We start from the raw sequence: 26,577 nt of genomic DNA, 5'->3' as shown, positions 1-26,577 counted from the left end.
GGACACCGGCGGGGCGTCGCACGCACGCGCGTGGCCGGTGTCCGGTGGGGACGGGGCCGGGGCTGGGGCCGCTCAGTCCAGGGCCTTCAGGACCTCGTCCATGTCCACGGTCCTGTCGGCGGGCGGGGCGGTGACGGCGACCGGCCTGCCGAAGTCGCCGAAGGTGATCTCGCCCGTCTCCTTGCCGCCGGTGTCGACGACGCGGAGGAAGTACGGCTTGTCCGCGTCCTTGGCGATGTGCAGGGTCCGGGTGCCGCCCCCTTCGGCCTTCCCGGTCAGGGTGACGGCGGGGACGCCGCCGACCTCGGTGTCCTCGCCCCGGGTCAGCCCGGTGGTCCCGTCGCCGCCTTCGAACACGTTGCGGAGGTCGCAGAACCCGCTGAGGGAGCCGCCCTCCTCGTAGGACGACTTCGCCCAGCGGCCGGCGAGGAGCCTGCCGACGGTGCGGTTCTCCTCGCTGGTGTCCCAGAAGGCGTCGTCGCCCTTCGTGTAGACGGAGCGGTCGACGCGGAGGAACGTTCCCCTGCCCCCGTCCCCGTTGGTCAGCTCCGCCTCGCAGAGCCCCTTGCCGTCGACGCGGACGTCCATCGCGACCTTCGTCCCGTCCCCCTCCTGGTGGCCGGTCATCCGGACGGCGGTAACCGTCCTGGCGGTCTCCTCGGCCTTGTCGGCGATGGCCTCCGCGGAGAGCCCCGCGAAGGGGTCGGCCTGTCCCTTCCCTTCCCCGGAACAGCCCGTGGTCCCGACCGTCACGGCCACGGCCATGCAGGCCGCCGCCGTCGTCGTCCGCGTCCAGAGCTTTCGGTCGGCCTTCACGCGCGTGTTCCCCCGTCTTCGCTTCACGACGTGCCCCCGTCACGGCACCGCACCGAGGGTGGCACGCGCGCGGGGCGGAGAACGCGCCGGGGGGGGTGGAACGCGACGCTCCGAGTACGGGGTGCGGCGTTGTACGGGGTGCGGCGTTGTACGGGGTGCGGCGTTCCGGCCCCCCGGTCACTCGACGACGTGCCGGCCCTCCGGCCGGGCGCTGCACGAGGCGCGGAAGGAGCAGGTCGCGCAGTGCTGGCCGGTGGTGGGGGTGAAGCGCTCGTCGAGGACCCGGCCGGCGGCTCCGGCGAGCAGCTCCCCGACCCACTCCCCGGACAGGGCCTCCTGGGCCTGCACCTTCGGCAGGGCGTCGCCGCCCTCCTTCTTCGGCGCGGGCTGCCGCAGTTGTACGAGCTCGGCGCCGCCCGGCTCCGGGCGGCGGCCGTCGAAGACCTCGTCGAGGGCGCCCTCGCGGACGGCGAGCTGGTAGACGGCGAGCTGCGGGTGGCGGGCGACCTCGTCCTTGGTGGGGGCCGCCTTCCCGGTCTTGAAGTCGACGACGTAGGCACGGCCCTGGGCGTCGGTCTCGACGCGGTCCATGGAGCCCCGGATGCGGACCTCGTACTCCCCCGCCTCCAGCGTCACGTCGAAGTCGTGCTCGGAGGCGGCGGGGGTGCGGCCGGCGCGGTCCATGACGTGCCAGCTCAGGAAGCGTTCGAGCGCCACGCGCGCGTTCTGCTTCTCCTGGGCCGACTTCCAGGGCGCGTCGAAGGCGAGCGCGTCCCAGACGGAGTCCAGTCGGGCCATGAGGACGTCGAGGTCGGCCGGGGTGCGGCCGGAGGCGACCTCGTCGGCGAGGACGTGGACGACGTTGCCGAAGCCCTGGGCGGCGGTGGCGGGTTCCGCGGCCCTGACCTCGCGGCCCAGGAACCACTGGAGGGAGCAGGTGCTGACGAGGTTGTCGAGGGAGCTGGGCGAGAGCGCGACCGGCCGGTCGCGGTCACGGAGCGGGACCGCGGCGCGCGTCGGCTCGAACAGGCCCCACCAGCGGTCCGGGTGGGCGGCCGGGACCAGCGGCTGGCCCTCGTCGTCGGTGAGGGCGGCGAGCCGGGCGAGGCGGTGGGCGGCGGCGTCGCGGAGCGCGGGCGAGGCGTCCGGGTCGACGGTGGTGGCGCGCAGCTCCGCGACCAGGGCGGAGACGGCGAGGGGGCGGCGGGGGCGGCCGGGCACGTCCTTCGGCTCCTCGCCGAACTCGGTGAGGAACCGGGACGGCTGGTCGCCGTCCTCGGCGGCGGCCTTCACGGCGGTGACGACGAGCCGGTCACGCGCGCGCGTGGCGGCGACGTAGAAGAGGCGGCGCTCCTCGGCGAGGAGGGCGCCGGGGGTGAGGGGTTCGGCCAGGCCGTCGCGGCCGATGCGGTCGGCTTCGAGGAGGGAGCCGCGGCGGCGCAGGTCGGGCCAGAGGCCCTCCTGGACCCCGGCGACGACGACGAGGCTCCACTCCAGGCCCTTGGAGCGGTGCGCGGTCATGAGCCGGACGGCGTCCGGGCGGGTGTGGCGGCGGGTGAGGGTGTCGGCGGCGATGTCCTGGGCGTCGAGCTCTTCGAGGAAGTTGACGGCGCCCCGGCCGCCGACGCGCTCCTCGGCGCGGGCGGCGGTCTCGAAGAGGGCGCAGACGGCGTCGAGGTCGCGGTCGGCGTTGCGTCCGGCGGGGCCGCCGCGCAGGGCCGCGCGCTCCAGCCGGCCGGACCAGGGGGTGCCCTTCCAGAGCTCCCAGAGGGCCTCCTCGGCGGTGCCGCCGGCGGCGAGCAGCGTCCGGGCGTCCCGGAGCAGCCTGCCGAGCCGCTGCACGCCGTGGGTGTACGCGGGGTCGTGCGCGACGAGCCGCTCGGGCTCGGCGAGCGCGCGGGCGAGCAGCACGTCGGAGGGCGGCGGCACCTTGTTCCCGGCGGCCCGCTCCTCGTCCCGCAGCGCCCGCCCGAGCCGCCGCAGGTCGGCCGGGTCGACCCCGGCGAGCGGCGAGGCGAGCAGCGCGAGCGCGGTCTCGGTGTCGAGCCACCCGCCGTCACCGTGCCGGTCGGTACGGGGGGCGGGGGTGGTGTCGGTACGCGTATCGGTACGGGCGCCGGTGTCGGTGTCGGTGCCGGTGTCGGTGTCGGTGCCGGCGGGTGCGGACGGCTCGTCGCCGGTCGCCGGATCCGGCCCCGGCCCGTCGCCATCGGCATCGCCGTCGCCATCGCCGTCGCCATCGGCATCGGCATCGGCATCGGCCGGACCGTCCGCCGTGACCGGACCGTCCGCCGTGACCGGACCGTCCGCCGTGACCGGCCCGTCCGCCGTGACCGACCGGTCGGCCGTGGTCTCTCCGGTACCACCGGCGTCAGGGGCCGAACCGCCCGGCGCGGCCGCGTCCGGATCCGCGTCGGGGCCGGCGGCCCCGACGCCCTCCGCGGCAACCGGCCCCGGCGCCGCTCCCGCTCCCGACACCGCCCGGAGGGCGAGGAGCAGCGGGGCCACCGCGGGCTCGTGGCGGAGGGGGGTGTCCGCCGCGTCCGTCTCGACCGGGACGCCCGCCGAGGTGAGGGCGCGGCGGAGGGAGGGGAGGGAGACTCCGGCGCGGGTGAGGACGGCCATGTCCTGCCAGGGGACGCCGTCCTCCAGGTGCGCGCGGCGCAGCAGGTCCGCGATGTTCTCGGACTCCGCCGACGCCGTGGGGTAGGTGTACGCCTCCGCCCGGCCCCCGTCCCGTACCGCCGTCAGCTCCCGGTGGGCGCGGACCCGGTCGGCGGGCAGCCGGGGCACCGGCATCAGCCGGGCCAGCAGCCGGGTCGCGCCGAGGAGCCGCGCGCCGGAGCGCCGGGAGGTGCGCAGGACCCGGACGGGCGCGCCGCCGAAGGAGTCGGGGAAGTCGAGGATGCCGTTCACGTCGGCGCCCCGGAACGCGTAGATGGACTGGTCCGGGTCGCCGAAGGCGACCACCGTGTTCCGGGCGCCGCCCGCGAGCGCGTGGAGCAGCCGGACCTGCGCCGGGTCGGTGTCCTGGTACTCGTCGACGTACACCGCGTCGTACCGGGGCAGGGTGACGCTTCCGGCGAGCAGGACGGCCCGGTGGACCAGCTCCGTGTAGTCGAGGACGCCCTGGAGGTCGAGGACGTCGAGGTACTCGGCGAGGAAGCCGGCCGCCGCCTTCCAGTCGGGGCGGCCGACCCGGTCGGCGAAGCGGGCGAGGGCGTCCGGTTCGAGGCCCAGTTCCCGCGAGCGCGCGAGGACGGCCCGCACCTCGTCGGCGAAGCCCCGGGTGGTGAGGCAGGCGCGCAGTTCGTCGGGCCAGCGGACCCCGCCGAGGCCGCTCTTCTCCAGGTCGATCTGGCCGGCGAGCAGCTCGCGGACCGCGAGGTCCTGTTCGGGTCCGGAGAGCAGGCGGAGCGGTTCCGCGAAGAGCCCGGCGTCCTGGTGGGCGCGGATCAGGGCGTAGCAGTACGAGTGGAAGGTCGTCGCTTGCGGCGGGCGGCGGCCGCCGAGCCGGGCCGCCATGCGGTCGCGGAGTTCGACGGCGGCCTTGCGGCTGAAGGTGAGGACGAGGAGGCGCTCGGGGTCGGCGCCCTTCTCCACGCGGGCCGCGACCGCCTCGACCAGGGTGGTCGTCTTGCCGGTGCCGGGTCCGGCGAGGACGAGGAGCGGTCCGCCGTCGTGCTCAACCACTTCGCGCTGTGCGGCGTCCAGTCGGGGGGGATCCAGCGGGGCCGGCGCGGTGCGCACCAGTCGGTACGCGCCCGGGGTCCGCTGCCGCCCCGGACCCGGGTGCGGCTGTCCCTGGTGCGGCGGCGTACGCCGGGTGGTGGAGGAGGAGCTCACGTGGATCGCCGGTCCTGGTGGGTGTGGTGGTGCGGGTGAGGCGGCCGTGCGCGGTGGCCGCCCCGGAAGACGCGAACGACGACGTTACGCGAAGCCGGAGGGCGGCGAGCCGCACTCCGCGCCGCTTCCCGTACCGCGTCCGGTCCGCCCGCCCCGCCCGGCCCGCGCCTCCTGGGCCGATGCCCTCAGGTGTGAGTTCCGGCACCCCCGACGGCGGCGCCGCCGGCTCTCCCGGCGGCATCCGCACCCGTGTCCGCACCCGCCCGCGCGCCCGTCCCCGCGTCCGTACCCGTGACGCCGTCCCACCGGGCCCGCCGCATGTCGATCCTGGGCACGTGCCCCTCGGACGCCGGGCCCGCCTGCCGCAGCGGCGTGCCCTCCTCGCGGTAGTGGGCGAGGGCCCGGAGCTCGGCGCCGGGCAGCAGCGTGCCGTCCGCGCGGACCACCCGCCACCACGGCGCCGCCCCGCCGTACAGGGCCATCACCCGGCCGACCTGGCGCGGTCCGCCCTCGTCCAGCCACTCGGCGACGTCGCCGTAGGTCATCACGCGGCCCGGCGGGATCGCGTCCGCGACGTCGAGCACCCGCTCCGCGTACGCGGGCAGCTCCTCCGCGTCCCCGGGCGGTCCCTCCGGCGCTCCTCCGGTCTTCCCCACGGGCCCCTCCACCCTCGTCCGTCCCGTCCCACGGGCCCCTCCGGGCTCCCGCGCCCCATCCTGCCTCACGTCACCGACATGGCCCTGATGCCTCCGCCCGGCGGCTCTTCGTGCCACCATCGTGCGGGCGGTGACTGGTGATACGAGATCAAGAGCGACAAGAGCGACACGTACGAGAACGCGTACGAGAACGAGAACGACACGGCGCGCAGGCAGAGACGGACATGGTGATGGGGCAGGACACGCAGCCTCCCGAGGAGGGCAGGGCCGACGTGCCCGAGCGGGTCTCCGGCGACGAACCGCTGCTCGCGGCCCGTGTCCACCGGCCCTCCGACCTGATGCGGCTGCTCGGCGGGCTGCTCGCGATCGGGCTCGTCCTCGCCGTCGCCGCGTTCGCCCACGCCACCACCTCCGGCCTGGAGAAGGACATCAACGAGAGCGCCGGCGGCGCCTCGGACGTCTTCGTCAGGATCGCCGGTCTCGTCTCCTCCATCGCCGTCCTCCTCGTCCCGGTCGCCTTCGCCATCGAGCGCCTGATCAAACGCGACGGCCTGCGGATCGCGGACGGCGTCCTCGCCGCCGTCCTCGCGCACGGCGTCACCCTCGCCACCGACCTCTGGGTCGCCGAGGCCGCGCCCGGCACGATCCGGGACGCGCTGACCCAGCCGCAGTCCGGGGGCGGCCTGACCGACCCGGTGCACAACTACCTCGCCCCGGTGATCGCGTACATGACCGCCGTCGGCATGGCCCGCAGACCCCGCTGGCGGGTGTCGCTCTGGGTGGTGCTGCTGCTCGACGCGTTCACGATGCTGGTCGCCGGGTACACCACGGCCCTCTCGATCGCCCTGACCGTCCTCATCGGCTGGACGGTGGCGTACGGCACGCTGTACGCGGTCGGCTCCCCGAACGTCCGGCCCACCGGGCAGACCCTCCTCGCCGGTCTGCGGCGGGTCGGCTTCCGGCCGGTGACGGCGCTGCGCGCGGAGGGCGTGCCCGACTCCGCCGACAGCGGGGACCGGGGCCGCCGGTACATCGTGACCCTGGAGGACGGCCCGCCGCTCGACGTCACCGTCGTCGACCGGGAGCAGCAGGCGCACGGCTTCTTCTACCGCGCGTGGCGGCGGATCAGCCTGCGGACGATCACCACCCGCCGCTCCATCGTCTCGCTGCGCCAGGCCCTGGAGCAGGAGGCGCTCCTCGCGTACGCGGCGATCGCCGCCGGGGCGAACGCGCCGAAGCTGATCGCGACCTCGGAGCTCGGCCCGGACGCCGTGATGCTCGTGTACGAGCACATCGGCGGCCGCAGCCTGGACGCGCTGGACGACGACGAGATCACCGACGACCTGGTCCGCAGCGCCTGGCGGCAGGTGAAGGCGCTCCAGTCGCGCCGGATCGCGCACCGCAGGCTCACCGGGGACGCCATTCTGGTGGATCGTTCCGGCAGGGTGGTCCTCACCGATCTGCGGGGCGGCGAGATCGCGGCCGGCGACCTGGTCCTGCGGATGGACGTCGCACAGCTGCTCACCACCCTCGGCCTGCGGATCGGGGCCCGGCGGACGGTCGCCGCGGCCGTCGAGGTGCTCGGCCCGGACACCGTCGCGGACTGCCTGCCGCTGCTCCAGCCGATCGCGCTGAGCCGCTCCACGCGCGCGACGCTGCGGAAGCTGGCGCGGGAGCGGTCGGCGCGGGAGCGGGAGGCCGTCCTCGCGGCCTCCGAGGAGGCCAAGCGCGAGCGGGAGCTCGCCAAGACCGAGGCAGCCGACGCCACCGCCACGGGCCACACGGCCGTACGGATCGGGTCCAAGACCGGGACGAAGGCGGACACGAAGGCCGAGAAGGCCGAGAAGAAGGCGGACAAGAAGGCCGAGAAGCGGGCCCTGGACACGGCGCTCGACGAGGCACGCGAGGAGGACCTGCTCGCCCAGATCCGGCAGCAGGTGCTGCTGATCCGCCCGCAGGCCCCGGTGGAGCCGGTGCGCCTGGAGCGGATCAAGCCGCGGACCCTGGTCAGTCTGATCGCGGGTGCGGTCGCCGCGTACTTCCTGCTCTCGCAGATCGCCAGCACCCCGCTGTCGACGATCAGCCAGGCGGACTGGCGGTGGGTGGCGGCGGCGGTGCTGTTCTCGGCGCTGAGCTACGTGGCGGCGGCGATGAGCCTGCTGGGCTTCGTGCCCGAGCGGGTCGGGTTCCGGCGGACGGTGGTGGCGCAGGTCGCCGGCTCGTTCGTGAAGATCGTCGCCCCGGCGGCGGTCGGCGGCGTCGCCCTGAACACCCGTTTCCTCCAGCGGGCGGGGGTCCGGCCGGGGCTCGCGGTGGCCAGCGTCGGCGCCTCGCAGCTCTTCGGGCTCGGGGCGCACATCCTGCTCCTGCTGGCCTTCGGCTATCTGACGGGGACGGAGGAGTCGCAGTCCTTCACCCCGTCGAGGACGGTCATCGCAGGGCTGCTCACGGTCGCGGTGCTCGTCCTGGTGATGACGGCGATCCCGTTCCTGCGCAAGTTCGTGTCGACCCGGCTGCGCTCGCTCTTCGCGGGCGTGGTGCCGCGCATGCTGGACGTGCTCCAGCGGCCGGTGAAGCTGGTGACCGGCATCAGCGGGATGCTGCTGCTCACGGGCATGTTCGTGCTCTGCCTGGACGCCTCGATCCGGGCCTTCGGCCACGACAACCAGTCGATCAGCTACGCGAGCGTGGCCGTCGTCTTCCTCGCGGGCAACGCGCTCGGCTCGGCGGCGCCGACGCCGGGCGGCATCGGCGCGGTCGAGAGCGCGCTGATCGGCGGCCTGGTGGCGGTGGGGCACCTCCCGATCGAGGTCGCGACCCCGGCGGTGCTCCTCTACCGCCTGCTCACCCTGTGGCTGCCGGTCCTGCCGGGCTGGCTCTGCTTCAACTGGCTGACGAAGCGCGAGGCGCTGTAGGGGCCGTCGCGGGTGGTCCGGCACGTCCGGGCCACCCGCTTGGCCTCCCTCCCGCGCGAACGCGGGGGTGACGGCCCACCATGGATCCATGCCGACCTCCGCAGCCCACCGCGCCGCCCTGCTCGCCGCCACCGCCGTGCTGCTCGCCGCCGGGTGCTCGGACGGCGGGGACGACGCCGCGGAGCCGCCGAAGGAGTCGGGCCCCAGCGGCCGCCCGGCACTGACGGCGCAGAAGCTCTCCTGGGCGCCCTGTCCGCCGCCGTCCGCGGCCGAGGGCGGCGGGCCCGCGCCGTCCGCGCTGCCCGGCGGCGGCTCCTGGGAGTGCTCCTTCCTCCAGACCCCGCTCGACTGGTCGAAGCCGGAGGGCGAGACCATCGAGCTGGCCCTCATCCGGGCCCGCGCCCGGGACGCCTCCCGCCGGATCGGCTCGCTCGTCTTCAACTTCGGCGGCCCCGGCGGCTCCGGCATCACCGGCCTGCCCAGCTTCGCCGAGGACTACGAGACCCTGCGCGGCCGCTACGACCTGGTCTCCTTCGACCCGCGCGGGGTGGGTCGCAGCGACCCCGTCGAGTGCCTCGGCGACAAGGAGCTCGACGCGTACTACGCCCTGGACTTCACGCCCGACGACGCGGCCGAGGAGCGGACGCTGTCCGACGCGCAGAAGAAGTACGCGGCCGGCTGCGAGAAGGACTCGGGGCCCTCGCTGCCGCACGTCGGCACCGAGAACGCCGCCCGGGACATGGACCTGATGCGCCAGGTCCTCGGCGACGAGAAGCTGCACTACTTCGGCATCTCGTACGGCACGGAGCTCGGCGGCGTCTACGCCCACCTCTTCCCGAAGAACGTCGGCCGGGCCGTCTTCGACGCCGTCGTCGACCCGGAGGCGGGCGTCGAGGACGGCGCCCTCGGCCAGGCGAAGGGCTTCCAGCTGGCCCTGGACAACTTCGCCCAGGACTGCGTGGACCGGGGCGACGAGTGCACGCTGCCCGGCTCCAGCGTCAGCGAGATCGAGACCTTCATCACCGATCTGCTGGCGTCCCTCGACAAGAAGCCGATCACCGGCATCGGGGACCGCAGGCTGACCCAGACGCAGGCCACCAACGGCATCGCGCAGGCCCTGTACTCGAAGGAGTTCTGGACCTATCTGGAGCAGGGGCTCGACGCGGCCGACGGCGGCGACGGGGCGCTGCTGCTCTCGCTCTCCGACTCCATGAACGGGCGCAGCCAGAACGGCTCGTACAGCAACATCCAGGCCGCCAACGCCGCCATCAACTGCGTGGACTTCAAGGAGCGCTACACCCTCGGCCAGGCGAAGGAGCGGCTCGGCGGGTTCCGCGAGGCCTCGCCCGTCTTCGGGGACTTCATGGGCTGGTCGCTCGCGGGCTGCTCGCAGTGGCCGGTGCCGGGGACCTGGGAGCACCCGGACGTCTCCGCGCCCGGCTCGGCGCCGATCCTGGTGGTCGGCAACACCGGCGACCCGGCCACGCCGTACGAGGGGGCCCGGGCCATGGTGAACGCGCTCGGCAAGGGCGTCGGCGTGGAGCTGACGTACGAGGGCGAGGGGCACGGCGCCTACAACGGCGGCAGCGCCTGCGTGAAGAAGGCGGTGGACGCGTACCTGCTGGACGGGAAGGTGCCGAAGTCCGGGACCGTCTGCAAGTAGGACGGGCGTGGAGAGCCCACCGGCCGGCCCCCGAACGCTTCGGAAAAGATCGCGAAAGGCGAAAGGCGAAAAGGGAAAAGAAAAAGCGGAATGCCTGCCGGCCGGAAACCGTGATGGTTTCCGGCCGGCAGGCATTCCGGGGAAATGCGGGCCTCGGCCCGGAGGTCAGATCCGCGGACCGTGGCCGTGGTAGTAGCCGCCGACCTGGTCGTGGTAACCGCGGTCACCGAGGTGCTTGTCCTTGTCGAACTCGGGGGCGCTCTTGATCTCGTCCTTGGTGCGGGCGACGTGCACGGTCTCGTTGGCCGTGTCGACGTGCTTCACGGTGCCCGCCGGCAGCAGGACCTCCTTGCCGAAGATCCAGACGCCGGTGTCGACCACGATGTACTGCGAGTCGACGTCGTTGGAGTGCTTGTCGACCTTCCCGATGTGGCCGTCGGTCGCCTCGACGCGGTAGCCCGTGATGTCCGTCCCGGCGTCGTAGCCGGAGGCGGATCCGTAGTTCCACACGTTGTTTTCGGGGGTGGTCACGAGAATCCTCCTGGAGCGAATACGATTTCCGGTGGTCATCGGGTCCGGTTGTCCGACCGGCCCTGCACTCCGTCTGTCTCGGATTCCCAGGATCAAACCCAGGAATTTCCGCACCGCTCCCGAAGCGCGCGAAGGCCGGGGGCCGTTGACCACGATTCCTCGTGGTCAACGGCCCCCGGCCGCTGTTCGTCCGCGCTCGGGCGGGCCCTAGTAGACGGGCTTCTCGGGCTCGATCTGGTGGACCCAGCCGATCACGCCGCCGCCGACGTGCACGGCGTCCGCGAAGCCCGCGGACTTGAGCACGGCGAGGACTTCCGCACTGCGGACACCCGTCTTGCAGTGCAGGACGATCCGCTTGTCCTGCGGCAGGTCCTGGAGGGCGGCGCCCATCAGGAACTCGTTCTTGGGGACCAGGCGCGCGCCGGGGATCGAGACGATCTCGTACTCGTTCGGCTCGCGGACGTCGATGATGTCGATGTTCTCGCCGTCGTCGATCCACTCCTTGAGCTGCTTGGGAGTGATCGTGGAGCCGAGCGCCGCCTCCTGGGCCTCCTCGGACACGACGCCGCAGAAGGCCTCGTAGTCGATGAGCTCGGTGACGGTCGGGTTCTCGCCGCAGACCGCGCAGTTCGGGTCCTTGCGGACCTTGACCTGGCGGTACTGCATCTCCAGGGCGTCGTAGATCATCAGGCGGCCGACCAGCGGGTCGCCCACGCCGGCGAGGACCTTGATGGCCTCGGTGACCTGGATGGAGCCGATGGACGCGCACAGCACGCCCAGGACGCCGCCCTCGGCGCAGGACGGGACCATGCCCGGCGGCGGGGGCTCCGGGTAGAGGCAGCGGTAGCAGGGGCCGTGCTCGGACCAGAAGACCGACGCCTGGCCGTCGAAGCGGTAGATCGAGCCCCACACGTACGGCTTGTTCAGCAGCACGCAGGCGTCGTTCACCAGGTAGCGGGTGGCGAAGTTGTCCGTGCCGTCGACGATCAGGTCGTACTGGCCGAAGATCTCCATGACGTTGTCGGCCTCGAGGCGCTCCTCGTGGAGGACGACGTTCACGTACGGGTTGATGCCCAGCACGCTGTCCCGGGCCGAAGCGGCCTTGGAGCGGCCGATGTCGGCCTGGCTGTGGATGATCTGACGCTGGAGGTTCGACTCGTCGACCTCGTCGAACTCCACGATGCCGAGCGTGCCCACGCCGGCGGCGGCCAGGTACATCAGCGCCGGCGAGCCGAGGCCGCCGGCGCCGACGCACAGCACCTTGGCGTTCTTCAGCCGCTTCTGCCCGTCCATCCCGACGTCCGGGATGATCAGGTGGCGGGAGTACCTGCGGACCTCGTCTACGGTGAGCTCGGCGGCCGGCTCGACCAGGGGTGGCAGCGACACGGGGACTCCGGTGGTCGGTATGTCAGTACGGTTGTTCTCCCCGTAACACTGCCACGCCCCTTCTCATTCCGAGACACCCGGTCCGATCCGCGAGACGATTTCGTCCCAGTAGCCGGGCAGCGAGTGGAACGGGTCGGTTTGTCCCGGATGGCCGGGACGGCCCGGCCGGTCGGTGAAGAAGATCGTCCCCGCCCCCTGCCAGCGGGCGATCCGCAGCGCCTCGTCGAGGTGGGTCCGCGGGACGCCGTGCACGAGGTGGACGAACTTCGCCTCCGCGTACTCGGCGGTCCACTCGGCCACCTGCGACCAGCGGTAGTCCGTCCAGGCGCCGGAGAAGGTCACCAGCTGGTCGGCGGTCTCGGCGTACCCCGGGTGGGGGTGGGTGCCGTGGCCGAGGACGAGGTGGGCCTCGCCGCCGAGGACGGTCTCCAGGGTCGCGCAGACCCGCCGCACCCCGGCCAGGTCGGCCCGGTCGGCGGGGCAGCGGTCCAGGTAGTAGCCGTCCACCCCGTACCAGTCGAGGAAGCGGTGGGCGTCCGAGACCAGCTCCCCGAAGGGCCGGGAGCCGTGGACGGCGTCCAGGTGCCCGAGGATCCTGACCCCGGCGTCGCGGAGCTTCCCGGCCGCCTCCAGGCAGTGCGGGTCGGGGCGGCTGCCCGGCCCGTCCGCGACGTTGAGCACGGCCCAGTGCAGGGGGGTGCCGGGGCGGGTCAGCTCGGCCCATTCGACGGGGGCGAGCAGCGGGTGGGCGTAGCCGGGGACGCCCACCCCCAGTGCCTGGACCGCCCCGGTGGCCGCGGGGGTCGTCAGATGCGACACGCCGCCTCCATCCAGATGTCGGCGAGCGACTCCTCCAGGTTGATCCGGGGCCGCCAGCCGAGCCGGTCGCGGGCGGTGCGCACGTCGGCCTGCTGCCAGGGGCCGCAGCCGTCGGGGTACGGGTAGGGGGCGGAGGCCAGTTGGTCGGCGATGGTCCCCTCGGTGCGGGGGGCGCCGATCATCGGGCGCTGCGGGACGCCGTGCGGGGCGTCCAGCTCGTTGAGGTTGCCGGAGTAGCCGGCGACCCGGGCCAGGACGGCGGCGGCGTCGCGGAGCCGGACCGCGCGGCCGGTGCCGATGTTGACGACGCCCTGGGCGGCGGAGAGCGAGGCCGCGTGGACGGCCCGCGCCACGTCCCGCACGTCCACGAAGTCCCGCTGCACGCCGAGGCCGCTGAGCTTGAGCTCGCCGTCCCCGGCCTGCATCGCCCGGCGCATCGCCTCGGCGAGGCGGCCGAGCGGGGAGCCGGCGGGGGTGCCGGGGCCGACGGGCGAGAAGACCCGCAGGACGACGGCGTCGAGGCCCGAGCCGAGGACGAGTTCGGTCGCGGCCAGCTTGGACACGCCGTACGGGCCGCCGGGGCGGGGCACGGCGTCCTCGGCGGTGGAGGAGCCGGGCTGGCTCGGCCCGTACTCCGAGGCGCAGCCGACCTGGACGAGCCGGGCGCCGCAGCCGCTGCGGCGCAGGGCCTCGCAGACGGTGGCGACGGCGACGGTGTTGTGCCGGGTCAGGTCGCGGGCGCCGCCGCGGGTGGCGCCCGCGCAGTTGACGACGACTCCGGGGTGGACCGCGTCGAGGAAGCGGGTCAGGGCGCCGGGGCTGCCGGACGCGAGGTCGAACCGTACGTCCGCGTCGTCGCCCCGGCCGAGGGCGGTGAGGTGGACGGCCGGGTCGGCGAGCAGCCGGTCGGCGACGAAGCGGCCGATGAAGCCGTTGGCTCCGAGCAGTAGCACCCTCATCGCGCGGCCCCTTCGTGCCGACCGGCCGTTCCTTGGGGTGGAGGGGTCATGGTGTTCGTTCTCCTTGCGGGGTGATGAGAGGGGTGACGGAGCACGCCCGCGGCGTCGGCTCCGCGGGTGCGCGGGGGGTTCACGGGGTGGCGTGGGCCGAGGCCCGGGTGAGGGAGCCGGTCGCGTGGGCCAGGAGGCCGAGCGCGGCGGCGCCGCAGACGAGGGCGGGGACGGCCCCGGGACCCCAGGTGTCGACGACGGCGCGCACCGGGACGGCGAGCGCGTCGAAGCCGGGGAGGGGGAGGCGGGAGGAGAGGACGCTCGCGAGGGCGAGCGCCTCGGCGGCGCAGGCCGCGGCGAGGGCGGCCGAGGCCGTCTCGGGGTGGCCGTGCGCGGTCAGGAGCCGGGCGAGCAGCAGGAGCGCGCCGAGGGCGAGGGCCCCCGGGCCGGCCCCGGTGGGGACGAGGAGGGCGGCGAGGGCGAGGAGTTGGAGGGTCACGGTGCCGAGGAGCAGCGGCCGGACGGCGGCGGCGAAGTCGGCGAGGCCCCGGCTGTCGGCGATCCGGCGGCGGGCCAGGCGGGCGAAGAGGTGGGCGCACCAGGCGGCGGGGGCGACGGCGAGGGCGAGGCCCAGGAGGGGGCCGGGGGCCGGCTCCCAGGGGCCGTCGGGGCCGCCGGTGAGCACCTGTGCGAGGAGTCCGTCGCCGCCGGCCGCGTACGCCAGGAGCCAGAGGGTCCAGAGGCGGGCGGCGGGCACGGTCCGGCCGCCGGGCGCGCGGAAGGGGCCGCGCCGGACGGCGAGGAACAGCGCCGCGCCGAGTCCGAGGGCCCCGGCGGCGCCGACGGCGGTGCGCACGGGCCCGTGGGTGAGGGCGAGCCCGAGCCCGGCGAGCGCGGCCACGGCGCCGGGCGCGAGCACGGCGAGCGCCCAGGGGGCGACGGGCGCGGGCCGGACCACGGCGGCGACGGCCCCGGTCCGCTCCCGGCCGCGCGGCACGCGCGCGTACAGCTCCTCGGCGAGCGAGAAGACGTCCCGGTGCCGGTACCGCGCGGCGGTCCGGTCGGTGAACCCCTGGGCTTCGAGGCCCGCGGCGACTTCGAGGGCGTCGACGGCCCGCTCGCACAGCTCCCGGTGCCGGTGCACGAGCACTTTGACGGGGTCGGCGGTGCCGTGACGGGGACGGGGGGCGTGGGTGGAGGTGGCCGCGACGGCCGGGACCGGAGCGGCCGGAGCCGGGGCGGACGGAGCCGGGGCGGACCGGACCGGGGCGGACGGGAGCGTCGCGCCCGCGGTCCCCGGTGCGTCCCGGTCCGCCGGCGGCTCGCACCCGGCCGTGTCCTCGTCTCCGGCCGTGTCCTCGTCTCCGGCCGTGTCCTCGTCTCCGGCCGTGTCCTCGTCCCCGGCCGTGTCCTCGTGCTCGTACTCGCGCTCGTCTTCGTACTCGTGCTCGTCCGCGCGCTCGTGTGCCGCCGGAGGCTCCGTCGGTTCGACGGACCGTTCCTCCTGCGGCGTGGAGGCGGTCGGGTGGGGCCGCAGGGGCGTCGCCGTGGTCGTCCCCGGGGCCTGGGCTATCCCGGACGGGGAGTCCTCGACGGTGCCGGCCGTGAGGGCGGGGGCGCCGAGGAGGACCTCGGAGCGGGCCTCCCGGGCTCCGGGTCCCGGCGGGGCGGCGGCGCCGCGCATGGGGTCGTCTCCTTCAGGCATCGGGGGCTCCTGTGCCCGCGGTCACGGCTCCGGGGTTCCAGCTGCCCGGCACGTGCGCCTCGGCGGGGTGGGCGAAGAGGGCTCCGTCCCCGGGGCGGTGGCGCACCGGCGCGCGGGAGAGGAGTTCGAGGTAGATGCCGCGGAACGCGGCCAGGTTCTGCTCGACGGTGAAGAGTTCGAGCGCGCGGGCGCGGGCCGCGGCGCCGAGCCGGTGCCGCCGCCCCGGGTCGCGCAGCAGCGCGAGGCACGCGTCGGCGAGCGCCCGGGGGTTGCGCGGGGGCACGACGAGTCCGGTGCCGCCGATGATCTCGACGACCGCGCCGACGTCGGTCGAGACGGTGGCCCGCGCGCAGAACATCGCCTCGACGAGGCCGGCCGGGAAGCCCTCGACCACGCTGGAGAGGACGACGACCGCGCCGGAGGCGTACGTCTCCTCCAGGGTGGGCGCCTCCGGGCCGCCGAGTTCCTCGAAGGAGACGGGGTTCTCGCCGACGGCGTGCGCCCCGGCGGCCTCGTCGGGGAAGAGCTGCGCGGCGAAGCCCCTGCAGTGGGCGAGGTACGCGTCGTCGCCGGGGTCCCGCGCGGGGACGGCGACGATCCGCAGCCGGGCGTCGGGCTGCCGGGCGCGGATCTCGGCGAAGGCGTGCAGCAGGGCGATCAGGTCCTTGGCGGGTTCGGCGCGGCCGACCCAGAGCAGGGTGGTGGGGTCGCCGCTCTCCTCGTCCTCGCCGACCCCGTCGAAGCGGTCGGCGGCCATGCCGGGGTGGACGGTGCGGATGCGGGCCCGGTCGGCGCCGCACCTCTCCTGCCAGCGGCGGGTGTGGGCGTTGCCGGGGGTGAGCAGGGCGGCCCGCCGGTAGACCTCGGCGGCGAGCCGCCCGTGGAGGGCCGCGAGCAGGGTGCGCAGGGGCGCGGAGCGGTCGGCGCGGTCGGCCGAGAGGTAGTGGGCGCGGAGCGGGACGCCGTACTCGGTGACGAGCAGCGGGGTCCCGAGGAAGCGGGTGGCCAGGAGGCCGGGGAGGGCGGTGGTGCCTCCGGCGGCGGCGTGGCAGAGGTCGGCGGCGCCGAGGGCGTCCTCCTCGTACCAGTCGAGGGAGAGGGGGCGCAGGACCTCCTCCAGGTGCTCGGCGAAGGCGAGGTGGTCGGGGAGTCCGGCGGCGGCCGCGCCCCGGCGTGCGCCGGGCGCGCGGCAGGCGGCTTCGAGGGCGCGGACGGCGTCGTCGGAGCGGAGCGCGCCGGGCAGTCCGCCGCGCTCGCGGGCGAGTCCGGCGAGCGCGTAGAGCCCTTCGGCGAAGGGGTCCGCACCGGCGTCCTCCTCCGCGCAGAGGCCCGCGGCGAGCAGCTCGTACGCCTCGGTGAAGCGGCGGCGGTCGCGGCGGCCGTAGGCGCGGCGGGCGGCGCGTTCGAGGAGGTTCCCGGACCCGCTCCCGGGGTCGGCCGCGCGGACGAGGCGGGCGTGGGGGGGCAGCGGCGGGGAGGCGCCGGTGGAGGAGGGGCGGCCGACGGCGTACAGGTCGAACCGGTGCTGCCCGAGTCCGCGCACGAGCCGCTCGCACCAGACCCCGGACTCACCGGTGGCGTACGGGTAGCCACCCTCCGTGAGCAATGCGATCCGCACGAGTGCACCCCCGATCTCCCTTGACGGCGGCCACCGTTGGTCCGGTGACTCGCAGCGGGAAGAACGTAAACAAAGAAGTCGGTGGTGCGACGGACGGTTGTCCGTCGCACCACCGGAAGGGGTGAATGCTCGTAACTTTCCCACCGCGGTCGCGTTCTGTCGCGGTAAGCGGCGGGACGGTGACGGAGGGTCAGGCGACGGCCAGCTCTTGGTGGCCCTCCTGCTCCCGGCGCTGTTCCCTGCGCCGCTCCCGGCGCGCCGCCGCGAGGACCGGGTCCAGCGAGGGGACGGCGGCGAGCAGCTGCCGGGTGTAGGGGTCCCGGGGCGTCCCGTACACCTCCTCGACCGTGCCCTGTTCGACGATCCGGCCGCCGCGCATGACGGCGACCCGGTCGCTGACCCGGCGGACGACGGCGAGGTCGTGGGCGATGAAGACGAGCCCGAGGCCGAGTTCGGCCTGGAGTTCGGCGAGCAGCGCGGTCACCTGGGCCTGGGTGGTGACGTCGAGCGCGGAGACGGGTTCGTCGCAGACGACGATCCGGGGTTCGGCGGCGAGCGCGCGGGCGATGCCGACGCGCTGGCGCTGGCCGCCGCTGAACTCGTGCGGATAGGCCTCGTAGCGGTCGGGGTCGAGCCCCACCCGGTCGAGCAGCTCCCGCACCCGGTCCCGGATCCGCCTCTCGTCGCGCTCCCCCGCCACCCGGAGCGGGTCGGCGATCGACTCGCCCACGGAGCGGCGCGGGTTGAGGGAGGCGACGGGGTCCTGGAAGACCATCTGGAGCTCGCGGCGGTACGGGCGCAGGTCCCGATCCGGCAGGGCGCCGATCTCCGCGCCCCCGTAGCGGAGCCGGCCGCCGGTCGGGTCGAGGAGCCGCACCAGCATGCGGCCGAGGGTGGTCTTGCCGCTGCCGGACTCCCCGACGACGCCGAGGGTCTCGCCGGCGCGGACGGTGAGGGACACGTCGTCGACGGCGGTCACGGCCCGCTTGCCGCGTCCGAACTCCCGCCGCAGGCCGACCGCTTCGAGCAGCACCTCGCCCTCTTCCGAGGCGCCTCTGACCGGCCCGTCGAGCCGGGGCACGGCGGAGAGGAGCTTCCGGGTGTACGGCTCCGAGGGCGCGCCCAGGACGCCGGCGACGGAGCCGCGTTCGACCTCGCGCCCGTCGCGCATGACCAGTACCTCGTCGACGCTCTCGGCGGCCACGCCCACGTCGTGGGTGACGAGGAGCAGCGCGGTGCCGGTCTCGCGCCGCAGCTCGTGCAGCAGGTCGAGGATCTGGGCCTGGACGGTGACGTCGAGGGCGGTGGTCGGCTCGTCGGCGACGAGGAGGCGGGGCTCGCAGGCGAGGGCCATCGCGATGAGGGCGCGCTGCCGCATGCCGCCGCTGAACTCGTGCGGGCGGGAGCGGGAGCGGCGGGCCGCGTCGGGGATGCCGACCCGGTCGAGGACGTCGACGGCCCGGGCGCGGGCGGCCTTCCGCGAGCCCCCGGCGTGGATCCGGTACACCTCGGCGATCTGGTCGCCGACGGCGTAGTAGGGGTCGAGGGAGGACAGCGGGTCCTGGAAGACCATGGCGGCGATCCCGCCGCGCAGCCGCCGCAGGTCGGCGGGGCCGGCGGTGGCGACGTCGATCCCGCCGACGCGCACGGTGCCGGTGACCTTCGCGCCGGTCCCCCGGTGGAGGCCGAGGAGGGCGCCGGCGACGGTGGACTTGCCGCTGCCGGACTCCCCGACGAGGGCGAGCGCGCGGCCCTCGGCGAGGGTGAGGGAGAGCCCGTCGACGGCCCGTACGGAACCGCCGTCGCGGTCGAACGAGACCGACAGGTCCCGCACGTCGACCAGGGGGGCCGGGGTCTCGGACGCGGTCACGTCAGGACCACCCTTCGGTCGGCGGCCGCGTACAGCAGGTCCGCGAGGACGTTGGCGAGGACGACGGCGGTGCCCATCACCATGACCACGCCGACCACCACGGGCAGGTCGATCTCGCGCACGCCGTCGATGAGGGTCTTGCCGAGGCCGGGGATGCCGAAGAGGGACTCGGTGAGCACGGCCCCGCCGAACATCGAGCCGAGGTCGACGGCGCTGATCGCGATCACCGGCGGGACGGCGCCGCGCAGGGCGTGGCGGGTGACGACGGACCGCTCCCCCACCCCGTAGGCGCGGAAGGTGCGGATGTGGTCCTCGGCGAGCGTCTCCAGGGTGGAACTGCGGGTGAGCCGGGCGTACTTGGCGGATTCGAAGAAGCCGAGGGTGATCCAGGGCAGCAGCATGTTCCAGGCCCACTGCTCGGGGTCCTCGCCCAGCGGCACGTAGCTCGGGAAGGGCAGCCACTGGAGGTAGGCGCAGACGGCCATGAGGAGGAGCAGGCCCAGGATGAAGACGGGCGTGCCGGTGCCGGCGAGGGTGAGCACGGTCAGGGTGCGCTCGGTGATCCCGCCCCGGCGCAGCGCCGAGAGCAGTCCGGTGCCGACGCCGACGAGGAGCCAGACGACCATGGCGCCGAGGGCGAGGGAGGCGGTGGCGGGCAGGCGCTCCAGGACGAGCCGGGTGACCTGCTGATCGCTCTGGTACGACAGGCCGAGGCAGGGCGCGTCGCAGTGCACGACGGAGGTGCCGGTGGAGTAGTCGCGGCCGGTGAACACGCCCTGGAGGAAGTGCAGGTACTGCGCGAACACGCTCTGGTTCAGGCCGAGTTGCTCGCGGACCTGGGCGATCTGCTGGGGGTTGCAGCGCTCGCCGCAGGCCAGCCGGGCGGGGTCGCCGGGGGCCAGGTAGAACAGCGCGTACACGAGGACCGAGAGCGCCAGGAGGACGAGCGCGGCACCCGCGAGCCGCTTGAGGACGAAGCGGGTCATCGGGAGGACTCCTTACGGGTGCCCACGCGCAGCCGGCTCGCCTCGCGCGGGTCGAGGGCCGTGCGGACCGCGTCACCGAGGACGGTGAAGGCGAGCACGGTGGCGAAGAGCAGTCCGGCGGGCAGCAGGACGTACGCCGGGTCGGCGCGGAACCAGGTCTGCGCGGTCGACAGCATCTGCCCCCAGGACGGGGTGGGCGGGGTGACGCCGACGCCGAGGAAGGAGAGGGACGCCTCGACGACGATGTTGGCGGGGACGAGGATCGCCGCGTAGGTGATGACGGGGGCGGCGAGGGCGGGCAGCAGTTCCCGGCGGGCGGTCCGCCACCGCCCGGAGCCGGCGAGGCGGGAGGCGGCGACGAAGTCGAGGCTCTTGAGGGTGAGCGTCTGGGCGCGCACGATCCGGGAGGTGCCGGCCCAGCCGAGCAGTCCGACGACGAGGATCAGGAGCAGCGGCCGGGGGAAGTCGCGGGGGACGACGGCGGTCAGCGAGATGGCGAGGACCAGCATCGGGAGGGCGACGAGGACGTCGGTGGCGCGGCCGAGGACGGTGTCGACCCAGCGGTTGCCGAGTCCGGCGGCGAGGCCGACGAGGACGCCGATGAGGATCTGGACGGCGGTGGCGCCGATGCCGACGAGCAGCGAGACCCGGGCGCCGTACAGGAGCCGGACGAACAGGTCGCGGCCGGTGCCCGGTTCGACGCCGAGCCAGTGGTCGGCGCTCGCGCCGCCGAAGGAGCCGTACGGGACGCCGCCGCGCGCCGAGTCGACGAGGTCGTCGTGGTACGCGTACGCGTCCTGGCCCTCCAGCGCGGCGAGCAGGGGCGCGGCGAGGGCGAGGAGGACGAGCAGGAGCAGGACGGCGGAGGAGACGAGGGCGGCCGGACTGGTGCGCAGCCGTCGCCACACCTGCCGGGCGGCGCCCGTGGCGGGGATCCCCGCCACGGGCGCCGGTGCGTCGGTCGGAACGGTCACTTGACCGCGACCTGCGAGACGTCGAGGACGCCGGTCCAGTCGCTGATGACGACGTTCTTGACGTTCTTGCCGACGAGCCGCTTGTAGACCGGGTGGAAGAGCGGCACGTCGAGCGCCTGCTCGCCGATCTTCTTGTCGAGGGCGCCCCAGCGCGCGGCGGCGGCCTTGAGGTCGGTCAGCTTGTTGATCTCGTCGATCTCCTTGTTGACCGCCGGGTCGTTCAGCTGCGCGTGGTTGTAGTTGGAGCCGTTGGTGACGATCTGGCGTCCGTCGAAGATCGGCGCGAGGAACGGGCCGCCGGCCGGCCAGTCGGCGCCCCAGCGGGAGAGGAAGAAGCCGGGCGCGTCCTTGACGCTCCAGCGCTTCTCGTTGAAGGAGTTGGGCTCCTGGCCGTCGAGCTTGACGGTGATGCCGGCCTTGCCGAGGGCCTCCTGGACGGCGGTGGCGATCTCGGGGCTGGTGGCCCGGTTCTGGGCGGTGGAGTGCAGCAGGGTGACGGTCAGCCCGCCGGGGAAGCCGGCCTCCTTCAGGAGCTGCTTGGCCTTCTCCGGGTCGCCCGTCTTGCCGGCCGGGAAGTGGTCGTACGGCGTGAAGCCGAAGGCCTTCTGCTCGGGCAGGAAGGTGGTGGCGGGCTCGGCGAGCGAGGAGCCGCCGGCGGCGTTGACGACGCTGGTGCGGTTGACCGCGTACGAGATGGCCTGGCGGACCTTGGGGTTGTCGAAGGGCTTCACCTTCGGGTTGAAGGCGATGTAGTTGGTGAAGCCGAAGTGGCCGGTGCCGACGCGGTCGGCGAGCGCCTTGTCCGAGCCGATCTGGGCGAGTTCGGCGGGGCCCAGGTTGGTGTCGGTGGTGACGGCGGCGGCGTCGGCGCCGGAGGAGGTGGCGAGGCGCTGGTTGATGACGGCCTCGTCGAGCCCGGACCTGACGTCGATCTTGTCGGGGTAGGCCTTGCGCTCCTCGTCGGTCTTGGGGTCCCAGTGCTCGTTGCGCTCCAGGACGAGGCGCTCGCCGTCGTTCTCGTTGCTCACGACCTTGTACGGGCCGGAGGAGACGGGGTGCTCCTCGTACTTGGCGCCCTTGTCCTTGGCCTTGGGGACGGGGGCGAACTGCGTCTGGGTGGCGACGAAGGGGAACTCGCCCTCGGGCTTCTTCAGCTTGAAGACGATGGTCTTCGGGTCGGGGGTGACGATGGACGCGAGGCCCTTGGGGTCCTTGTAGGGGCCCTGGTAGGTGTCGCCGCCGATCAGCCAGTCGCGCAGGTAGGGGGCGCCGCCGGAGAGTTCGGCGGCGAAGGAGCGCTCGATGCCGTACTTGACGTCGGCGCTGGTGATGGGCGTGCCGTCCTCGAACTTCAGCCCGTCCTTGAGGGTGTACGTCCACTCGGTGGCGTCCTTGTTGGGACGGCCGATGTCGGTGGCGAGGTCGGGGACGACCTGGGTGCCGGCGGCGCCCGCCTCGCGGTTGCGGGTGGTGAGCGTGCGGAAGACGAGGGAGGGGACGTTGCCGCCGCCGGAGGTGTAGAGGCGGGCGGGGTCGAAGTCGGTCTGGGCCTCGGCGTTGAGGACGGTGAGCGTGCCGCCCTTCTGCGGGGCGGCCGAGCCCTTGCCGGGGGTGCCGCTCTTGGCGCCGGCGTCCTCGGGTCCCGCGCAGGCGGCGGCGCCCGAGGCCAGGACGACACTGACGGCGGCCGCTGCCACGCGGCGGGAAATGACGGACGGTTGACGCATCGGAGAAGACCTCTCGGAGAACTGCGGCGGAAGGAAGGGGAATTCCTCGCGGGCAGCGGCGAGAGACGGTGTTTCCAGGGAATTGCCGAGCATTCCTGACACACGGGGGAGCCGCGCCCACGGGGACGGGAACCCGGGCGCGGAAAGGCATCGGCCGTTGCGGGGAGACGCGGAGGGGCCGACGTGCGCTCGGGCGGTGGTCAGCGACAGAGAACGTCGGACACGGCATGTCCGGACACGCCGATGAGCGCCAGCTCGATGGCGGCGCACTCGGAAACGGCGTGACGGGTCGACATGCCGAGAAATATGGACGAACACGCGAGCGATGTCAACGCGATGCGCATTACTTTTGAGACAAGCGTCTCGGCATACGATCGGCCACGAGGCGGTCGCCGACCGGATGCCGCCTCAACTTCCGGGGTGCACCCAGGGGTTGGGACGGCAGCGGATGCCGTCGATGTTCAGGGACTTCGTCTGCTGCTGCATCACGGGGGCGAGCGCGCCGGGAGTGCGGCAGGACACGTGGTTGTGCCCGAGCCGGTGACCCACCTCGTGGTTGATGAGCATCTGGCGGTAGGCGTACATGGCCTTGGGGCCGAAGGTGCTGGAGCCCTGGGCCCAGCGGAACGCGTTGATCATCACGCGTTCGGTGGAGGCGGAGTCGCAGGAGACGTTGTCGATCGTCGTGTCGAGCCCGGACTTCCGGCACCAGTCGCCGGTGGTGCCGGGACTGGCGAGCGTGATGACGAACTCCGGCTCCCCGCTGGAGATCCGCTCGAACGTCATCGCGCCGTCGCCGGCCCAGCTGCGCGGGTCGTTGAGGGTCTTCTGCACGGCTTCGGCGAAGAGCTTCGGATCGAGCCCGACACCCTTCTCGACGTCGACCCGGTAGCGGATGAGCCGCCCCTTCCCGGGCGCCTTCTGGAAGCCCGGGACGGCCTCGAAGGCGCCGGACCCCTTCAGCGCGGGATCGACGGGGAACCGATGGGTCATCAGCTGCTCGTACGTGAGGGCCGCGGGCTTGCGGGGCACGGGGCGCGTCGGGGTGATCCGGTCGTCGGAGCGGGACGCGGAGGAGTCGTCCACGGCCCGCTCGGCCCGCTCCCCGGCGGCGCGGGTGACGGGCGGGTCGGCCTTCTCCTCGGTGACCTGTCCGGCGACGACGACGGCGAGGACCGTGGCGACGGCGGCGGCCGCGACCCCGGCGAGGGTGCGGCCGAGCCCGCCCCGGCCGGCCGACGTCTCGGCGGTGGGCTCGTCCTCGTCCTCGTGGCGGGGGCCGGGGACGAACGGCCCCTGCTCGTCGGCCTGTTCGGGCTCGACGGGCAGCGTCCGGCCGCGTCGGCCGCCGTACGGCGCGGGGCGCGCGCCGCCCTCGTCGTGCTGCGGGTGCCCGCCCCGCGCGGTGGCCGCCGGGTGGACGGGGACGCCGTGGGCGGGCGTGCCGGGAGTGCCGTGCGCCGGACCGCCGTACATCGGGGTGCCGTGGGCGGGCGTCCCGTACATCGGGGTCCCGTGCGCCGGGGTCCCGTACATCGGGGTCCCGTGCGCGGGCGTCCCGTACATCGGGGTCCCGTGGGCGGGCGTCCCGTACGCCGGGTCTCCCTGCGCGGGAGCGCCGTACGGCGGCTTCCCGTGCGGCTGCTTCCCGTACGCCGGTGTCCCGCGGGCCGGTGTGCCCGTCGGGTCCCCGTCGTCTTCGGCCGTGGCCGCGTCCCTGCGGCGGCGGCCGGTGCCGGGGGCCGGTCCGGCCGCGCCCGGTTCCGGCGCGGTCCGCTGCTGTCCGGCGGTCCGCTGCTGCCCGGCGGCCGGCGGCCGGCCGGTGTCGGCCGGCGAGGGCGCGGCGCCCTTGCGACTGTGTCGTCCCACGCCCCGGATCAGCTCCCGCCGTGATCGGCGATCAGTTCCCGGGCGGCCTGGGCGACCGTCTCGGGGTACTCCATCATCGCCACGTGCCCCGCGTCGGGCAGGGTGAGCAGGCGCGAACCGCGGAAGGCGGCGGCCGCCCTCCGGGCCATCCGGAACGAGACGAGCCGGTCGCGCGCCCCGTAGACGAGCAGCGTCGGGGCGAGGACCCGCTCGGCCTGCCGCCACAGCCCGTGCTGCCCGCCGAGGGTGTACGCGTCGACGATGCCGCGCGAGGAGCGGGCCATCGCGCGCCAGAAGTACGGCAGCTCCAGGCGCCGCTCCATCTCCTCGACCGCGTGCAGGAAGCCCTCGTCGGTCACCCGGCCGGGGTCGCCGTAACAGAGCGCCATGACCCCGCGGACCCGCTGCTCGGCCGTCCAGTCCCTGGTGAGCCGCGCGAAGAAGGAGGAGACGCCGGGCAGCGCGAGCAGCGCGGTGGGCCAGGCGGTGCGCTGGGCGCGCAGCTCGGGCAGCGCCGGCGAGACCAGGGTGAGGGTGCGGACCAGGTCGGGCCGGACGGCGGCGACGCGGGTGGCGACGGCGCCGCCCAGCGAGTTGCCGAAGAGGTGGACCGGTCCGCGCCCCTCGGAGTCGAGGAGCCGGATGACGGCGCGGGCGTGCCCGGTGACGGAGTAGTCGCCGTCCTCGGGCGGCGGGGAGACGCCGAAGCCGGGCAGGTCGACGGCCTCGCCGTCGACGACGTCCGCGAGCAGCGGCATCAGGGCGGACCAGTTCTGCGAGGAGCCGCCGAGGCCGTGGACGTACAGGGCGGGCGGCAGTCCGGGCCGGGTGCCCGGCCGGGAGCGCACGGTCAGGCTGAGGCCGGGCAGGGCGACGGAGCGGAGCTCCTCGCCGTCGGCGACCCGTACGGCGCGGGTCCGCGACGCGGGTGGTGCGGCGGCGGTCCGGGTTTCCGGCAGCTCGGTCGAGGGCATGGCCGCAATATTACGAGACGATCACGCGCCCCCGTGTGTGGGTGCGGTCACAAGTCCGTGTGCGGCGGGGCGCGTGTACTCCTAGGCTCGAAGGGAAGCCGTCGGGGAGGGGCCTCTCGTCCCCGTAACCGGAGGGAGCCGCATGACTGTCGATCCGACCGAGCCGGACACGTTCGCCGAGGAGGAGGTCGTCGAGCTGGACGAGGAGACGCCGGAGGCCGACGCCGCGGAGCAGCACGCCGAGCTCCGGCCGCGCGAGGACGAGCCGCTGACCCACGTCGAGCGCGAATCGGCGAACGAGGCCGACGCGTCCGAGCAGGCCCGGGTCGTCCCCCTGGACGAGGACGACTACCGCTGAACACCGGCACGAACGCCGCGGGGCGTCCGTGGGGGAACGCGCGGAGGAACGCCGGGCGACCGCCGTCGGACCGGTCGCCGTCACCGATTCGTTCGGTTCAATCTTGAATCGCCTGTCGACCCCGGTGTCCGGTCCGTGAAATTCTGCGTCCGCACCGCGCACAGCCGGGTTACCCAAAAGTACGATGGCGGCGCGTCGCTACAGCGCGCATGGATCGATTCTTGGGAGGCCGCGTGAGCGCCATCGAGCAGACAGAGGCAGCACGCCCTCGGGGCACGCGCCTGCCGCGACGTGCCCGACGGAACCAGCTGCTCGGCGCGGCCCAGGAGGTCTTCGTCGCCCAGGGGTACCACTCCGCCGCCATGGACGACATCGCCGAACGGGCGGGCGTCAGCAAGCCGGTGCTCTACCAGCACTTCCCGGGGAAGCTGGAGCTCTACCTGGCCCTCCTCGACCAGCACTGCGAGGCCCTCCTCCTGGCGGTGCGCACCGCCCTCGCCTCCACCACGGACAACAAGCTCCGGGTCGCGGCGACCATGGACGCGTACTTCGCCTACGTCGAGGACGAGGGCGGCGCGTTCCGGCTGGTCTTCGAGTCCGACCTGACGAACGAGCCGGCCGTGCGCGAGCGCGTGGACCGGGTCAGCCTCCAGTGCGCCGAGGCGATCTCGCAGGTGATCGCCGAGGACACCGGCCTGTCCAAGGACGAGTCGATGCTCCTCGCCGTGGGCCTCGGCGGGGTCTCGCAGGTCGTCGCCCGCTACTGGCTGTCGAGCGAGTCCCCCATCCCGCGCGACAAGGCGGTGGGGCTGCTCACCTCGCTCGCCTGGCGCGGCATCGCGGGCTTCCCGCTCCACCCGGTCGACGGCCAGCTGAGCGCCGAGGGCCACTGACCCCGCGCGCCACCGTCCACA

The 26,577-nt window shown here is 74.3% G+C and carries 20 protein-coding genes; 4 read left to right on the top strand and 16 right to left on the bottom strand.

The annotated features are described in order from the left end of the window. Positions 1-72: 72 nt before the first annotated feature. The 3 genes from ADL08_RS05645 to ADL08_RS05635 all read right to left on the bottom strand — a co-directional run bounded on the left by ADL08_RS05645 (position 73) and on the right by ADL08_RS05635 (position 5,318). Positions 73-816 (bottom strand): hypothetical protein, encoded by a 744-nt coding sequence (locus ADL08_RS05645; RefSeq protein ID WP_053640928.1) that lies wholly within the window; start codon positions 814-816, stop codon positions 73-75. Positions 817-993: 177 nt separating this feature from the next. Continuing rightward, positions 994-4,662, bottom strand: a complete 3,669-nt coding sequence (locus ADL08_RS05640; protein WP_063885238.1) for an ATP-dependent DNA helicase — start codon at positions 4,660-4,662, stop codon at positions 994-996. 185 nt (positions 4,663-4,847) lie between these two features. After that, entirely contained in the window at positions 4,848-5,318 is a 471-nt protein-coding gene (locus ADL08_RS05635) for an MGMT family protein (RefSeq protein WP_107091974.1), read from the bottom strand. Between the two features lie 224 nt (positions 5,319-5,542). Here ADL08_RS05635 and ADL08_RS05630 point away from each other — a divergent pair, with 224 nt between their 5' ends. Then, complete coding sequence (locus ADL08_RS05630) at positions 5,543-8,233, top strand: lysylphosphatidylglycerol synthase transmembrane domain-containing protein (protein ID WP_053640926.1); 2,691 nt, start codon at positions 5,543-5,545, stop codon at positions 8,231-8,233. 88 nt (positions 8,234-8,321) lie between these two features. Further along, complete coding sequence (locus ADL08_RS05625; RefSeq protein ID WP_053640925.1) at positions 8,322-9,896, top strand: alpha/beta hydrolase; 1,575 nt, start codon at positions 8,322-8,324, stop codon at positions 9,894-9,896. 165 nt (positions 9,897-10,061) lie between these two features. Here the strand turns inward: ADL08_RS05625 and ADL08_RS05620 are convergent, their stop codons facing one another. The 13 genes from ADL08_RS05620 to ADL08_RS05565 all read right to left on the bottom strand — a co-directional run bounded on the left by ADL08_RS05620 (position 10,062) and on the right by ADL08_RS05565 (position 25,305). After that, the gene (locus ADL08_RS05620) at positions 10,062-10,427 is read right to left on the bottom strand and encodes a PRC-barrel domain-containing protein (RefSeq protein ID WP_234352005.1); all 366 of its coding nucleotides are present in this window, start codon (positions 10,425-10,427) and stop codon (positions 10,062-10,064) included. 207 nt (positions 10,428-10,634) lie between these two features. After that, on the bottom strand, positions 10,635-11,813 hold the full coding sequence (moeZ, locus tag ADL08_RS05615; protein ID WP_053640923.1) for an adenylyltransferase/sulfurtransferase MoeZ: 1,179 nt from the start codon (positions 11,811-11,813) through the stop codon (positions 10,635-10,637). 63 nt (positions 11,814-11,876) lie between these two features. Further along, positions 11,877-12,632, bottom strand: a complete 756-nt coding sequence (locus ADL08_RS05610; RefSeq protein WP_053640922.1) for a spherulation-specific family 4 protein — start codon at positions 12,630-12,632, stop codon at positions 11,877-11,879. After that, complete coding sequence (locus ADL08_RS05605; protein WP_053640921.1) at positions 12,620-13,591, bottom strand: NAD-dependent epimerase/dehydratase family protein; 972 nt, start codon at positions 13,589-13,591, stop codon at positions 12,620-12,622. The genes ADL08_RS05610 and ADL08_RS05605 overlap by 13 nt, the downstream gene beginning before the upstream one ends. Positions 13,592-13,721: 130 nt before the next feature. Further along, positions 13,722-15,287 carry a hypothetical protein gene (locus tag ADL08_RS37915; protein ID WP_234352004.1) on the bottom strand — a complete coding sequence of 522 codons (1,566 nt, stop codon included), beginning with the start codon at positions 15,285-15,287 and terminating at the stop codon, positions 13,722-13,724. Beyond that, positions 15,280-16,905 (bottom strand): glycosyltransferase, encoded by a 1,626-nt coding sequence (locus ADL08_RS05595; RefSeq protein ID WP_053640920.1) that lies wholly within the window; start codon positions 16,903-16,905, stop codon positions 15,280-15,282. The genes ADL08_RS37915 and ADL08_RS05595 overlap by 8 nt, the downstream gene beginning before the upstream one ends. A 190-nt stretch (positions 16,906-17,095) precedes the next feature. Continuing rightward, positions 17,096-18,775, bottom strand: a complete 1,680-nt coding sequence (locus ADL08_RS05590; RefSeq protein WP_053640919.1) for a dipeptide ABC transporter ATP-binding protein — start codon at positions 18,773-18,775, stop codon at positions 17,096-17,098. Then, a complete protein-coding gene (locus tag ADL08_RS05585; protein WP_053640918.1) occupies positions 18,772-19,761 on the bottom strand; it encodes an ABC transporter permease in 990 nt (329 codons plus the stop codon). The genes ADL08_RS05590 and ADL08_RS05585 overlap by 4 nt, the downstream gene beginning before the upstream one ends. Further along, on the bottom strand, positions 19,758-20,735 hold the full coding sequence (locus ADL08_RS05580) for an ABC transporter permease (protein WP_199836953.1): 978 nt from the start codon (positions 20,733-20,735) through the stop codon (positions 19,758-19,760). Before ADL08_RS05580 ends, ADL08_RS05585 begins: the two co-directional genes overlap by 4 nt. Further along, positions 20,732-22,462 (bottom strand): ABC transporter substrate-binding protein, encoded by a 1,731-nt coding sequence (locus ADL08_RS05575; protein ID WP_078968014.1) that lies wholly within the window; start codon positions 22,460-22,462, stop codon positions 20,732-20,734. Before ADL08_RS05575 ends, ADL08_RS05580 begins: the two co-directional genes overlap by 4 nt. Positions 22,463-22,662: 200 nt before the next feature. After that, complete coding sequence (locus ADL08_RS38940; RefSeq protein WP_324610424.1) at positions 22,663-22,758, bottom strand: Ms4533A family Cys-rich leader peptide; 96 nt, start codon at positions 22,756-22,758, stop codon at positions 22,663-22,665. Positions 22,759-22,870: 112 nt separating this feature from the next. Further along, positions 22,871-24,331, bottom strand: coding sequence for a DUF3152 domain-containing protein (locus ADL08_RS05570; protein ID WP_053640917.1), 1,461 nt, complete (start codon positions 24,329-24,331; stop codon positions 22,871-22,873). Positions 24,332-24,339: 8 nt separating this feature from the next. After that, entirely contained in the window at positions 24,340-25,305 is a 966-nt protein-coding gene (locus ADL08_RS05565) for an alpha/beta fold hydrolase (RefSeq protein WP_053640916.1), read from the bottom strand. Between the two features lie 142 nt (positions 25,306-25,447). Between ADL08_RS05565 and ADL08_RS05560 the strand changes: the two genes are divergently transcribed. Both ADL08_RS05560 and ADL08_RS05555 read left to right on the top strand, forming a co-directional pair. Next, on the top strand, positions 25,448-25,663 hold the full coding sequence (locus ADL08_RS05560) for a hypothetical protein (RefSeq protein ID WP_053640915.1): 216 nt from the start codon (positions 25,448-25,450) through the stop codon (positions 25,661-25,663). A 233-nt stretch (positions 25,664-25,896) separates the two neighbouring features. Beyond that, positions 25,897-26,556, top strand: coding sequence for a TetR/AcrR family transcriptional regulator (locus ADL08_RS05555; RefSeq protein ID WP_053640914.1), 660 nt, complete (start codon positions 25,897-25,899; stop codon positions 26,554-26,556). Positions 26,557-26,577 lie beyond the last annotated feature (21 nt).

The sequence above is a fragment of the Streptomyces sp. NRRL F-6492 genome, assembly GCF_001280125.1.
Taxonomy (GTDB): Bacteria; Actinomycetota; Actinomycetes; order Streptomycetales; family Streptomycetaceae; genus Streptomyces.
Note: the sequence above shows the minus strand (reverse complement) of the source record. Positions and strands in the feature narration are given on the sequence as shown.